The sequence below is a fragment of the Rothia sp. HMSC061E04 genome (genome assembly GCF_001813685.1).
GTDB classification, from domain to species: domain Bacteria; phylum Actinomycetota; class Actinomycetes; order Actinomycetales; family Micrococcaceae; genus Rothia; species Rothia mucilaginosa.
The window spans coordinates 109,409-122,602 of record NZ_KV813703.1; the positions used below are offsets into that span (position 1 = coordinate 109,409).

A 13,194-nucleotide genomic window follows, 5' to 3' on the forward strand; every position below is an offset into this window, starting at 1 on the left:
CATACCGAGTTACTTGCACTTTCAACGGTTCCTTTTCCTGTGTGTGGCGAATACCCATAAATGTCTTGTGTTTTAGCTACGAATTAGAGGTGCTTCTTTCCGCTAAAGATGACCAAAAGTACAAGCTTGATGCTGAAAATGTTTAGAGGGTGCGTGCTAGAATTGGCGTGAAATGCTGGTCTTCTTCTCGCTCAGGGGCCAGCGAGTACACTCACCAACGAGGACCAATGAAGAGCATTTATACTAAGCTTCGCCTGTTTTTTCCCGGACGGAGCTTTACGCTACTTGTCTTTAACCTGATCGGCCTGTTCGTTCTGTCTTTGATGGAGATGGTCGGTGTTGCTGCTGTTCTTCCCATCGTGAATATTGCGATGGGCGCGGAAATTACCGGCTATCTGGCTGTTCTCTCGGATGCTTTTGGTAATCCTCAGCGATCTGAGCTGGCGCTCTATCTGGGCAGTGTTCTGGTGCTCGTCTTTGTCATTAAAGGCATTGCATCGCTCATCTTTAAGCGCTGGAGCCTGAAATTCACCGGTTACCAGCAGTTGGCAACTTCTTCGACTATCCTTAACCACTACATGAAGGATAGCTACTTCAATCATAGGAAGTCCCAACCTGAAGATACTGTGTATCTGATTGGTACTTATGTGGTTTTTGCTTACCGCGGTTACGTCGGCTCAATTATTAACTTCATCGGTGACCTACTGTCGGTTCTTGTGTTGCTGGTGATGATTCTCTGCGTTATGCCGATTCCGGCTTTGATTGCCTTTGCTTATTTCGGTATCACTATCTCTGTGATGCAGTTCTTCCTGCGTCAAGGAAACGCTAAGTACGGTGAGATTTCTGCTCGTGCCGGTCGTGACGCTCTCCTCTCGCTTTTCGACAACATCAAGGGTTTTCGCGAGATTCGTATTTCTAATTCGCGTGAATTGACCGTTGAAGAGTACCGCCAGTACGCGCTGCGTAGCGTGAATAGCGATGTGAATATTTCCTTCTTCGCTGATTTCCCCAAGTACGCTCTAGAAATTATCTTCATTGTCGGTATTGCAGGTCTTTTGGGTCTGATGACATCGACCCAGGGAGCCGATAGTCTGCCAGCTCTGATGCTTTTCGCAACCGCATGCATCCGTATTCTGCCGAATGCCACCCGTATGGTTGCTTCTCTGGGCAGCATTCGTGCGAACGAGTTCGCTAGTGAAGAGGTTGCTAAGGTTATCCGCTCAATGAGCCCCGAAGAGCAGCGTCTGCAGATGGTTAAAGCCAAGAGTGAAGTTGACCCGGCAACCATTATCAACTCGGGTATTGAACTCGTGGATGTTCAGATCGATAACTTGGTCTACCGTTACCCGGATGGTGATAAGGATGTTCTCAAGGACATTCAGCTGGATGTTCCGGCTGGTACCTCGGTTGCTTTCGTGGGTGGTTCCGGCTCGGGTAAGACTACTCTGGTTGACTTGATTCTTGGTCTGCTGATCCCGGCGAGCGGTACGATTTCTAGCCAGGGTAAGGATATCCATACTGATTTGCCTTCCTGGTACCAGAAGATTGGTTATGTCCCTCAGGATCCCTACCTGGGTAATGGCACCCTGCGTGAGGCAGTTGCCTTCGGTATCCCCGACAAGCACATTGACGATGACCGTGTGCTCTACTGCCTTGAGTTGGCGGAGCTGATGCCCGTTGTCGAGACTCTGGAAGAAGGCATTAACACTCCGATTGGCGAAAACGGTAACCGTCTTTCCGGTGGTCAGCGTCAGCGTGTGGGTATTGCGCGTGCGATGTACCGTAACCCGAGCCTGCTGGTTATGGATGAGGCAACCAGCGCACTGGACAATGAGACTGAGCACAAGATTACTCAGACCATTAACCGCATCTCCCAGGAGATTACCGTGATTATCGTGGCTCACCGTCTTTCCACGGTGCGTAACGTTAACCAGCTGGTGTACCTCTCCCAGGGCCGCATCGCGAATAAGGGAACTTTCAAGGAAGTTCAGGCTGCCAACGAAGAATTTGCGAACCTCGTTCGCCTGGGCCAGCTGCCCGACTAATTGAAACTATGGGGGGTGATCGTATGCAGAAGTAAGTACGGTCGCCCCCCATAATTTAGCCTTCTATCGATTGTGATTTTTAGGCACCTCACTCAAAGGACATTATTGTGATTCATACCCTCCGTGTTTCTGCGGTTATTCCTTTCTACGGCGAGCCGGAGCCGGTTCTTGCCATTATTGACACTCTGCGTGCTCAGCAGGGTATTGACCCCGCCGATATTGAAATCGTTGTCTCGGATGACGTTTCGCCCACTCCCTTCCCCGACGTTGAGGGCGTGACCGTGGTTCGCCGCCCTGTGAATGGTGGTTTCGGTAAAGCTGTGAACTCCGGTGTTGATGCCGCGACCGGTAAATGGGTTTTCATCCTCAACAGCGACCTGGAGCTGGATAACACCTTCGTCTCGCGCATGCTCGCAGCCGTGGAACGCCACGGCGAGGTGCTGGCTAGCCCGCAGATTATTGGCCACGATGGTAAGCAGCAGTGGGTGGCACGTAAGTTCCCCACCGCAGCGCATGTGGCGTGGGAATGGTTCACTCCGCTGGCTCGTTTTAAGCCGACCAACTGGTGGCACCGCGGCGTTGGCCACGATGTTGAAGCATGCACCGGCACCGCGGACGCGAAGGTCGACTGGGTTATGGGTGCGTGCATGGTCGTTCCTCGCGCGACCTTCAACCGCATTGGTGGTATGGATGAGCGTTTCTACATGAACAGCGAAGAGGTGGATTTCCAGTACCGCCTCTCGAACGCTGGTGTGGACCGTTACCTGATTCCTTCTGTGACTGTCACCCACGAGGGAGGAGGATCTTCGCCCTCCGAGCGCCGTGTGCAGTGGCTAACCACCGCTCGCTTCATTTATGCGGATAAGTGGGGCTGGGAGAAGAAACTCGCGAACCTACTACGTGTGACCAGCTACGTGAACTTCCTGGTGAACTCGGTGCGCGGCCTGCGTAATAAGGATGTGGACGCTCGTGGATTCCTCGCCACCGAGCTGGAGCGTATCGCCAAGGCAGAGCGCCGCGAGAACTAGGGGCGAAACGTGCGGAATCTACAGCGGTAGTTCCGCAAGATTTCTAGTCCTCTTCGTCAGAAGGTGCATATAGAACGTAGGAGGCGACACAGTGCACTCGAGTGTGTCGTCTCCTGCTTTCATTGTAAAATTTCAATAGGTATGTTTTGCCTCAAGTTGCAGGTGAAACTTTCCGTTCCTCTTCGCTCCAACACATAGCACCGCACGGTTCTACCCTGCGGGTTCTTATAGCAAATGCCGACAGGATTCAATCCTCATATGACTCAGCCTAAACTTCTACTGCTCTCACCTGCATTCCACGGGTACTGGAAGGCAATTCAGGCATCCCTGGAAGTGCACGGATACGAAGTGCGCACCCACATTTACGATGCGCCGGGTACTCTGCCCGAGCGTATCCTTAACAAGCTTGCCCATGAGCTGCCCGAGAAGTACCGCCCTGAAAGCTTCGCTGCTCAGGCTACTCGTAAGGCGATTGATGCTTTCAACGAATTCCGCCCCGATATTGTGCTGGTCATTAAGGGCGATATGCTCTCCCGCGAATGGTGGGATCTGCTGGAGACTTCCGGTGTTCGCTACGGTACCTGGCTCTACGATGAAATGCGCCGCATGAGCTACACCGAAGAGGACCTGCACCACCTGGGCGCGCTGGCAAGTTACAGTCCACTGGACGCGCAGCACCTGCGTGAGCAGGGCTTCGAGGTGTTCGACATGCCCAACGCCTACGACACCCATTGCCCTGTTGTCCCCATGCGCGAGGACTCCATCAACTTTGTGGGCGCTAAGTACCCCAACCGTGAGGAGACCCTGCAGGCGCTGGTTGCAGCTGGCCTGCCGGTGCGTGCCTACGGTCGTGCTTGGTCGCGTCACCCCTACGACATTCTGCGCACTAAGCAGTTCAAGGATTCCGGTGTGCCCGCAGGCCGCGATATTGACCGCGCTGAGGCGTACGGTATTATGGCGTCCTCCCCGGCAACGCTGAACATCCACAATAACCAGGATGGTTTCACCATGCGCACCTTTGAGGCTCCCGGCGTGGGCGCTCTGCAGGTGATTGACCGTGCCGATGTGGATCGCTACTACATTCCTGGTGAAGAGGTTCTGGTCTACGAGAGCATTGATGAGCTCATCGAGATTTGTACCCGTATTTTCCGTGAGCCGAAATGGGCCCGTCAGATTCGTGAAGCCGGACAGAAGCGTACTCTGGCCGACCACACCTTCGATCAGCGTGTAAAGATTTTGGAGCAACTATGGGCCTAACCTATCCCATTGATATTGACGCATGGGCTACCTGGCAAAAGCGCCAAAACACCCTGCGATGGGCTAAGAGCGAGGCTCGCGCTCTTGTGGGACGTCTGCGCGGAGGCGCGGCTGAACAGGAAGGCCCCGTCGGCGGCGTGCTGTACACCCGCGGTGCCGTACCCCGCGTGCTCATCGTGCTCGATTCGTTCTCGCCGACGAGCCGTAACTCTCTGCTGGAGCCGCTCAAGTACCTGCAGAACGTCGATGTGGCTCTGTGGGTTCCCGAGGAAGGCGCTTTTGAGCACCTGAACGGTCAGTACGCTACCGAACCGTACACCCACCAGACATGGAGCACCCGTGAAATTTCTGTACAGGATTTGCAGAGCGTACTTCCTGCTGTTCGCGTAGTGCTCTCCCTGGGTCACTACCTGGCACGTGGTGCGGCAGCCTACGAGTTCTCTCGTGCAATCGGCGCTGAGTACTGGGTGGTTCAGCACGGTCTGCTGGTGCCTCAGGCACCGCCGCTACCGGTCGGATGCACCCTGCTGGCTTTCAGCGAAGCTGACGCACAGTTCTGGGCATCGGGTCGCCGCGACGTCACCACTCACGCGGTGGGTTCGCAGCTGCTCTACCTTGCAGCGCAGAAGGCAGCCGGTGCTGAGGCACAGAAGCAGAACGGCCTGGAACCGATCTTCCTGGGACAGATGCACGGCGCGGAACTGCCGCGCGCATCCTTCGCGTACGCTTCCCACTCTTTCTTGAAGAAGTTCGGTGGAAGCTACCGCCCGCACCCGAGCGAGAAGGATAAGCTGTCGGTACTGACCCACCAGCTGTGGGAAAAGGAAGGCATCCGCATTGACCGCTCCGGCACCCCGCTGAACGAGGTGCCGAACCCGGTGGTATCGATCTTCTCTACCGGGGTTCTTGAGGCTGCAATCCGCGGAATCCCGGCGTGGGTTTACCACCCGGCACCGCCGGCATGGCTGGTGGAATTCTGGGACCGCTACGGCATGAACCAGTGGGGTCAGGAACCGACCCCGGCACCGGTTCAGCCGAAGAAGGAACCGGCACAGCGTATCGCTGAACTAATGATTGAAACTTTGGAGGCATAATGCGTATTCTCTGCGTCATCCCCGTGCGCGGTGGCTCAAAGGGCATTCCGCGTAAGAACCTGCGCCCCATTGCAGGTAAGCCGCTGGTCGCATGGACCATCGAGCAGGCACTGGCTGCTAAGGAAGAAGTAGCCGGCGAGCACGAGCTGCGTGTTGTCGTCTCCACCGACGATGCTGAGCTGGCTGATATCGCCCGCGAGTACGGTGCCGAGGTGCCGTTCATGCGCCCGGCACACCTGGCTGAAGACACCACCGCCACCGAGCCGGTCATCGAGCACGCCATCGAGTTCTACACCGAAAACGGTTGGGAACCCGAAGCTGTCATGCTGCTGCAGGCAACCAGCCCGGTACGTCTGCCCGGTACCCTGGCTCGTGCGGTCCGCCAGTTCGCGGAGAACGGTAAGGACTCCATGGTCGGTGTGATTCCGATTGGCCCGTTTATTTGGACTTGGCACGCTGACGGTGAGCCCACCGCGGCGTTCGAGATTATGGCCCGCCCGCGCCGCCAGGAGCTGACCAAGGAAACCTTCCGCTACCGTGAGAACGGTTCGATGTACGTCACCAAGACCCACGTGTACATGGACCACCACAACCGCCTGGCGGGCTACCCCGGCGGTACTATTGATTTGTTCATGCTGGACGAGGTTGAGGGCGTCGACATCGACGCACCGATTGACTTCTCCGTGGCAGAACACCAGCTCACTCAGATCCTGGCCGAAGGCAAGTAACCTTCACCCGCAGCAGTACCTCGTCTGCCGCTCCCGGCTTGACCGGCACTCAGGCATTCAACCAAACACTCAAACGAAAAGGTCAAATCGTGATTATTGAACGCAATATTGCCCCCTACGTGGTCTTTGCTGAAGACCCGATCCTCAACGCTCTGCAGAAGATTTCTGCTAACGGCCAGCGCATCATCTTCCTGGTGAACGAGTCCGGTATTCTGCGCGGTTCGCTCTCTGACGGCGACTTCCGTCGTTGGCTGATTGCTAACCCGACCGCATCCCTGGAGACCAGTGCGCTGGAGGCAGCGAACACCAACCCGCAGACCGCACCCGCTGATGCTGATCCCGAGACCCTGCGCGCATACTTCGCGAAGGGCATCAACCACGTGCCGCTGACCGACGAGCGCGGTCACCTCGTGGCACTGGCAATGGATGAGCAGGACGTCCTGCGCATCGGTAAGCACACCATCAGCGAGGATTCCCCCTCCTTCATCATTGCTGAGATTGGTAACAACCACCAGGGTAGCGTTGATTTCGCTAAGGAACTGGTGGACCTGGCTGTTGAGTCCGGCGCGGACGCTGTGAAGTTCCAGCTGCGTGACATGGACGCTCTGTACCGCCAGCGCGGCGCAGCAACCGCAGGTGAGGACCTGGGCGTTCAGTACACCCTGGACCTGCTGTCCCGCTTCTCCCTGACCGTTGACCAGATGTACGAGGTCTTCGACCACGTCAAGCAGCACGACATGGACATCATGTGCACCCCCTGGGACGCACCCTCCGTGCAGGCACTGGTTGACTACGGTATCCAGGGCATGAAGATTGCTTCTGCTGACCTGACCAACCACGAGCTGCTGCGCGACGTGGCTTCCCGCGGCCTGCCCATGCTGGTTTCCACCGGTATGAGCCGTGAGGAAGAGATCCGCGAGTCCGTGGCTCTGCTGCGTAACGCTGGCGCATCCTACGCTCTGCTGCAGTGCCAGTCCGCGTACCCGGCACCCTTCAAGGACGTCAACCTGGCGTACATGGACCGCCTGGCTGAGATTGGTCAGTGCCTGGTCGGCTACTCCGGCCACGAGCGTGGCTACCACGTGCCGATTGCTGCTGTTGCTCGCGGCGCGAAGATCATTGAGAAGCACTTCACCACCGACAAGACCCTCGAGGGTAACGACCACACCGTATCCCTGCTGCCTGAGGAATTCAAGGCAATGGTTCAGCAGATTCGTGAGGTTGAGACTGCTATTGGTTCCGCTGCTCCTCGCGAGGTGTCCACCGGTGAGCTGATGAACCGCGTGAACCTGGCTAAGTCCCTGGTTGCTACCCGCCACATTGCTAAGGGCGAGGTTGTGACCGAGGCTGATGTTGCTGTGAAGTCCCCCGGCCGCGGTCTGCAGCCGAACTACCTGCCGCAGCTGCTGGGTCGCACCATGCAGCGCGACGTTGAAGAAGGCTCGTTCTTCTTCGAGGGCGACCTGAAGGACGACCTGGTGACCCGCCGCGACTTCAAGTTTGACCGTCCCTGGGGCCTGCCGGTTCGTTACCACGACTACAAGCCGCTGATTGAAGAGGCGAAGCCGGACTTCCTGGAGTTCCACTTCTCATACAAGGACCTCGAGATTAACATCGACGACGTCTTTGACTCCAAGCTGGACATGAGCTTCACCACCCACCTGCCCGACCTGTTCGCAGGTGACTTCCTGGTGGACCTTGCGTCCAAGGACCCCGAGGTGTGGGAACGCTCCATCGCTGAGGTTCAGCGCACCATCGACATCACCCGTGACCTGACCCGCTACTTCACCGTAGACGAGGACCCGGTCATGGTCGTGACCATGGGTGGCTTCACCAAGGATAAGCACATCCCCGCCGCTGCACGTGCCGAGAAGTACGAGCGTATCGGTGAGGCGCTGAAGCGTCTGGACGCATCCGGCGTTCGCTTGGCGGCTCAGACTCTGCCTCCGTACCCCTGGCTGATGGGTGGTCAGCAGTACCACAACCTGTTCCTGGATCCGAAGGACACTGCAGAGTTCTCGCGTGCGTTCGACACCGCGCTCTGCCTGGACATCTCCCACACCATGCTTGCTTGTAACTTCCTGAACATTCCGCTGTCGGAGGCTGTCGAGCAGCTGGCACCGCTGTCCATCCACCTGCACCTGGTGGACGGCACCGGCGTTGACGGTGAGGGCGTTCAGGTCGGCGAAGGCGATGTCGACTGGGCATCCCTGGGCAAGCAGCTGCGTGAGCTGGCTCCGAAGGCATCCTTCATTCCCGAAATCTGGCAGGGCCACATCAACAACGGTGAGGGCTTCTTCACTGCACTGGACCGCCTCGAGAAGTGGCTGTAGAAAGTAGACACTTACTTATGAATTCAAACGGAGTTCCCACGGCCCTGTGGGTCGTTCCGGTTCCCGAGTTTGGTGGAGTAGCTCGGCACGTTGTCGATATGGCACGTGCCGGGCTCCCCGGCTTTAACCTGGTGGTTCTCGCACCCGAGGGTAAGCTCACGAGCCGTCTTGAGGAACTGGGCGTCACCGTCATCAAGGCTGAGTTCGGCCCCGACTACGGTTTTAAGACTTCTTTTGCTTCTTTGCAGAAGGCTGTTGAGCAGCTCCGCCCGGACATCGTCCACAGCCACCTGGCGTATGCGGACGTTGTCGCAACCGCTGTGGTGAATGCTCTGCGTATCCGTAGCGTTATCAAGCGCGGCACCTGCGTGCCGAAGCTCCTGACCACTGAGCACGGCATTGCCGGTAATGACTCGGTGTACCACGGTAGCTCCTGGCGTTCTAAGCTCATGGAGACCGTGCATCGTGTGCGCCTGTGGGGTACCGATCAGGCGATTGCTGTTTCTCGTTCTACCGCTGATCAGATGCGTGCCAAGTGGGGCGCTCGTGGCGTGGAGCGGGTGTACAACGGCGTGGATATCCCCGAGGTGCACGCGGCTGTTGAGCAGCAGCGTGTTCCCGCAGAGGGAGGTCCGCGTATTCTCTCGCTGTCCCGTCTGTCCCCTGAGAAGGGCATTGACGTGCTGCTGGATGCTTTTGCACAGCTTCGTGCTGATTACCCGCAGGCTCATCTTGAGATTGCGGGCTCTGGCGATTTGGCGTCCGAGTTGCAGGCTCAGGCTCAGCGTCTGAACCTGGGTGATTCGGTGACCTTCAGCGGCTTCGTTAACCCGATTGAAGCGATGGGTCGTAGTGACATGATTGTTCAGCTGTCGGTGTGGGAGAACTGCTCCTACACTCTGCTGGACGCTAAGGCTGCTGGCCTGAAGACGGTCGCTACCGCTGTGGGTGGTAACCCGGAGATTTTGGGTGCCGACGAGCTGGTGGACCGCCAGAGTGCAACCCTGACTCAGGATGTTCTGCAGGCTATGCGTGCGCAGCTGCAGAAGGATGAGTCTGAGCCTTTCGCCTGGATTTCGAATGAGCAGATGGCTGCTCAGACGGTTGATATTTACACTCGTGTACTTCGAGGAGGCCGATGATGAGCCAGACTTCGCAGGTTTACGCGCATCTGAACGAACCCACCGAGAAGCCAGAGGTTTCGCGTTTCTCTGAAACTGTGTCTCGCGGTAGTAATTACGTCCGCCATCAGACCAGCCAGATTCGTATGCCTGAGTTCATAATGGCATTCCTCTTGCTTTTTGGCGAGGCGGTACCGGGTGTTGGTTTGCCCTTTAACCAGGTAATCATTCTTTTGCTGGCGCTGTACGGTCTGACCCGTAAGCCAACTTTTGACGTGAGTCATTTTTCGGGTCTGCGCGCAATTATGTTTATTGCAATGGGTTACCTCGCAATTGTCTCGTTCTACGGTGTACATTCCGAGGACGCATCGGATTGGACGCGTCGTTTGCTTCGTCTTGTAGCGGCAACGGTATTGATTTGGACTATTGCCGCTGGGCGTCTGCATATCCGCTCGATTATTCTGGGCTACTCACTAGCGATTATGTTTAACGCAGTAGCTTATTTTGCTGGGTTTGCGCCGGTGACTGGTTATTACGGTTTTTTGACCGGTTGGTTGAATGACAAGAACTTCTCGGGTCTGGTGTACTGTCTGTTTGGTCTGTTGATTCTGAGCTTTGCCCGTAACAAAATTGAAGTTATCGGCACTATTGCTGTTTTCTCCGGGCTGCTATGGGCTACGGGTTCTCGTACCTCTATCGCGGCGTATGCAGCGGGTCTGATTTGGATCGTTGTTGCTCACCGTATGAAGACCTTTGGTCGTATTACGTTGGGTGTAGCGCTGTACTGGTTAATTGATATCTTGACTAGTGATTACGCGCAGTCCGGCGTCTTTGCGGACCGTACCGGTACGGATGCGCTTCGTTCACTGATTGACCAGGCATCTGAGATTAAGGTTCAGGCTTCTGGCTTCTTCGGCCAGGGCTTGGGTGAGGCATACGTATACCTGGCACATACCGGTTCGAAGACCTGGTTCCTCCATAACTCGTACTGGTCTGCTCTGATTGAGGGCGGCTGGCCATGGATGATTCTGGTTGTTACCATCACCCTGCTCTTTATCGTGAACGTGTTTAGCGGCAAAAAGACTCTGCCGCCGAAGTTCTATGTTGTGCAGGGCGCTGGCGTTGCCATCATGATTTGTGCATCCCGTCTGGGCGAGGTGTTCTACACCTGGCCGTGGGCTATTGCATGCGGTCTTGCTCTGCGCGTGTTGTTGCTTGAGCGTGAACAGCGTTTGGGTACCGGCCACGATGAGGCAAGTATCGAAGGCTTTGACGAGCGGATTGAGGTTCGTGATGCTGAAGAAGCCGATAACCACGTACTAGCTGCCCAGAACGCCCATAAGGCGTAGAGGATATTCACTTTGTATCCTCTGCCTCGACAGGTAGTTTCTCTATGTCTTGAGCATAGCGCGCAACGCTTATTGGAGCGCCTTGTTCTGACGTATCCGGGGAACCTAGACGGTTCTGTAGAAGAACAATATCCCCTTCCCCTTGTGAATTGCTCTAGGAGTAGAACAATGAAGAAAGAACTGTATATTGCTACCAATAACGGTGATATTGGTGGCGGCGAGGTCATGCTTCTGAACATTGCCCGCGCAGCCCGTAACCTTGGGTACAAGGTCACCATTGTGGGCCCCTCGGAACCGAAGCAACTCATGGAAGCTGCCGCGGATGAGGGTTTCCCTCGCATTATGTTGCCTGCTAAGAACCGCGCACAGTACATGCTTGCTCTGCGTGCATGGCATGCCCAGAACAAGGACGTACTGCTCTGGTGCAATGGTCTGGTTCCCGCAGTAGCAACGGGTGGCCGTAAGAACCGCATCGTACACCTGCATCAGTACGCTACTGGTATCAATGCCAAGCTGGTACCGTTCGCTCGTCGTAATGCATCGGTTACTTTGGTGCCTAGCCGTTACGTCGCACGTGCATGCCCTGGTAGCGAGGTTTTCGCTAACTGGGTCAACGGTGTCTCAACTGAGCTGGACCATCACGTTGGCGATCGTCGTCTGCGTGTTGGTTTCTTGGGTCGTCTGACTCCTGCTAAGGGTATTCCTACTTTGTGCGAGGCGTTGAGTATCCTCAACAAGGACGAGATTATCTACGACTTCATCATCGGTGGCGAGCCTGTATTCGCTTCTGAAGAGGGCCGTGCTGAGGTTGAGACTGCTCTGGCCCGTGTCGCACCGTTCAGCACTCGCTTGGGCTGGACCACTCCGGACCGCCTGTTCTCTAACATTGACATGCTGGTTGTCCCCTCGGCGGGTGCTGAAGAGTCTTTCGGCCTTGTGGTTGCTGAAGCGATGAGCGCACGCATTCCTGTCGTTATCAGCGACGCTGCACCCTTGATGGAGGTCGTGGGCGGCAACGGCTCCTACCCCTACATCGTCCCGGTGAACCAGCCGCAGGTACTTGCTCAGGCCATTGAGAAGCTGGGTCAGGAAATCCGTGAAGAGACTGAAGAGCTGGCAGAACGTACCTCCGAGCTGTTCTGGCGTTGGCAGGAGAATTACTCGCCTGAAGCAGGTAAGGTCCGTGTTGGTGAGATTCTGGAACGTTTTATCCGCTAAGGTGCTTCTAACCCTATAAATCATTCCCAACGGATATCCTCTCACTCAAACCCGAAGGAAAATTATGACGACTACCCACCGTTACAAGGCTGCGGTTATCATCCCCTCTCGCGGTGGTGCAGATATTCTGCACTACCCGCTGGATGCGCTTGCCGCCCAGACCGAGAAGGACTTCCAGGTTATCGTGGTCCTCGACGGCGATATTGACAACAGCGAAGCTGTGCTTGACCGCTATATTGCGGAAGGCAAGCTGAACCTGACCAAGATCGTTTTCGAGGAGAACCGCGGTCGTGTGGCAGCGCTGAACGCTGGTCACCGTGCGGCTGATGCGGATATCCTCATCCGTTGCGATGACGATCTTGAGCCTGCTGCTGACTATGTCGAGGCGCAGATTCGCCTGCACCGTGATTATGACGGCGTAATTGGTACCTTGAAGAACGTGTACCCGGACACTCCCTATTCTCGTGTGTACGGTAACTTCCGCGATGCCCGATTCAAGGAAGGTGCCCTCAGCGTAGCTGAAGAGGGCCGTTGGCTGTACTGGAACGGTAACTCGTCTATTTCTGCGGAGTACTTTGACCGTACCGGCGGATACGATCCCGCGTACCGTCTCTACGGTTGGGAAGACGTAGACATGGGCAAAATGGTCCATGACGTTGGTGGCCACATCATCATCTCTGATGAAGTTGAGGTCAAGCACTATGCAGAGGCTACCACCACTGCAGTGCGTGCCCTGCGTGCCCTACACTCGGGTTCTGCCCGTACCATCTTCGTGCGTAAGCACGGCGATGCGGCGCACCCTGCCCCGAACCCGACCGGTCTCTGGGGTTTCTTGGTCAAGACTCTCGCTCGTTTCACCACCGAGAAGACCATCAAGGCTCTGGGAGACGCGAGCGATAAGATTCTGCTCAAACTGCCCGCTAAGGCGGCTGAGAAGCTTGTGGCACTCCAGGTTGAGGCTGCATCTTACGCCGGTATTCACTATCCTGAGCGCGCTCAGAAAGTTTTCTAGGAGGAAAAG

General features: G+C 56.2%; 10 protein-coding genes. All 10 read left to right on the plus strand.

Annotation, left to right across the window (positions count from 1 at the left end; genetic code table 11):
* Nucleotides 1–227 precede the first annotated feature (227 nt).
* The 10 genes from HMPREF2927_RS05650 to HMPREF2927_RS05695 all read left to right on the plus strand — a co-directional run bounded on the left by HMPREF2927_RS05650 (nt 228) and on the right by HMPREF2927_RS05695 (nt 13,185).
* Complete coding sequence (locus HMPREF2927_RS05650) at nt 228–2,045, plus strand: ABC transporter ATP-binding protein (RefSeq protein WP_070686300.1); 1,818 nt, start codon at nt 228–230, stop codon at nt 2,043–2,045.
* A 107-nt stretch (nt 2,046–2,152) separates the two neighbouring features.
* Nucleotides 2,153–3,073, plus strand: a complete 921-nt coding sequence (locus HMPREF2927_RS05655; RefSeq protein ID WP_070686302.1) for a glycosyltransferase family 2 protein — start codon at nt 2,153–2,155, stop codon at nt 3,071–3,073.
* A 258-nt stretch (nt 3,074–3,331) separates the two neighbouring features.
* Complete coding sequence (locus tag HMPREF2927_RS05660; protein ID WP_070686303.1) at nt 3,332–4,330, plus strand: CgeB family protein; 999 nt, start codon at nt 3,332–3,334, stop codon at nt 4,328–4,330.
* A complete protein-coding gene (locus HMPREF2927_RS05665) occupies nt 4,321–5,424 on the plus strand; it encodes an RNA-binding protein (RefSeq protein WP_070686306.1) in 1,104 nt (367 codons plus the stop codon). The genes HMPREF2927_RS05660 and HMPREF2927_RS05665 overlap by 10 nt, the downstream gene beginning before the upstream one ends.
* The gene (locus tag HMPREF2927_RS05670) at nt 5,424–6,152 is read left to right on the plus strand and encodes an acylneuraminate cytidylyltransferase family protein (protein ID WP_070686309.1); all 729 of its coding nucleotides are present in this window, start codon (nt 5,424–5,426) and stop codon (nt 6,150–6,152) included. Before HMPREF2927_RS05665 ends, HMPREF2927_RS05670 begins: the two co-directional genes overlap by 1 nt.
* A gap of 89 nt (nt 6,153–6,241) precedes the next feature.
* Nucleotides 6,242–8,485, plus strand: a complete 2,244-nt coding sequence (locus tag HMPREF2927_RS05675; protein WP_070686311.1) for an N-acetylneuraminate synthase family protein — start codon at nt 6,242–6,244, stop codon at nt 8,483–8,485.
* A gap of 17 nt (nt 8,486–8,502) precedes the next feature.
* Complete coding sequence (locus HMPREF2927_RS05680) at nt 8,503–9,627, plus strand: glycosyltransferase (RefSeq protein WP_070616733.1); 1,125 nt, start codon at nt 8,503–8,505, stop codon at nt 9,625–9,627.
* Entirely contained in the window at nt 9,627–10,955 is a 1,329-nt protein-coding gene (locus tag HMPREF2927_RS05685) for a hypothetical protein (RefSeq protein ID WP_246822786.1), read from the plus strand. The genes HMPREF2927_RS05680 and HMPREF2927_RS05685 overlap by 1 nt, the downstream gene beginning before the upstream one ends.
* A gap of 168 nt (nt 10,956–11,123) precedes the next feature.
* Entirely contained in the window at nt 11,124–12,173 is a 1,050-nt protein-coding gene (locus HMPREF2927_RS05690; RefSeq protein ID WP_070616737.1) for a glycosyltransferase family 4 protein, read from the plus strand.
* Between the two features lie 64 nt (nt 12,174–12,237).
* Nucleotides 12,238–13,185 (plus strand): glycosyltransferase family 2 protein, encoded by a 948-nt coding sequence (locus HMPREF2927_RS05695; RefSeq protein ID WP_070686313.1) that lies wholly within the window; start codon nt 12,238–12,240, stop codon nt 13,183–13,185.
* Nucleotides 13,186–13,194: the final 9 nt, after the last annotated feature.

Bases quoted from the DNA above. Each gene is read 5' to 3' on its own strand.
- HMPREF2927_RS05660 (WP_070686303.1), top strand. From the start codon at position 3,332: ATGACTCAGCCTAAACTTCTACTGCTCTCACCTGCATTCCACGGGTAC.
- HMPREF2927_RS05650 (WP_070686300.1), top strand. From the start codon at position 228: ATGAAGAGCATTTATACTAAGCTTCGCCTGTTTTTTCCCGGACGGAGC.
- HMPREF2927_RS05690 (WP_070616737.1), top strand. From the start codon at position 11,124: ATGAAGAAAGAACTGTATATTGCTACCAATAACGGTGATATTGGTGGC.
- HMPREF2927_RS05685 (WP_246822786.1), top strand. From the start codon at position 9,627: ATGAGCCAGACTTCGCAGGTTTACGCGCATCTGAACGAACCCACCGAG.
- HMPREF2927_RS05670 (WP_070686309.1), top strand. From the start codon at position 5,424: ATGCGTATTCTCTGCGTCATCCCCGTGCGCGGTGGCTCAAAGGGCATT.
- HMPREF2927_RS05695 (WP_070686313.1), top strand. From the start codon at position 12,238: ATGACGACTACCCACCGTTACAAGGCTGCGGTTATCATCCCCTCTCGC.
- HMPREF2927_RS05665 (WP_070686306.1), top strand. From the start codon at position 4,321: ATGGGCCTAACCTATCCCATTGATATTGACGCATGGGCTACCTGGCAA.
- HMPREF2927_RS05680 (WP_070616733.1), top strand. From the start codon at position 8,503: ATGAATTCAAACGGAGTTCCCACGGCCCTGTGGGTCGTTCCGGTTCCC.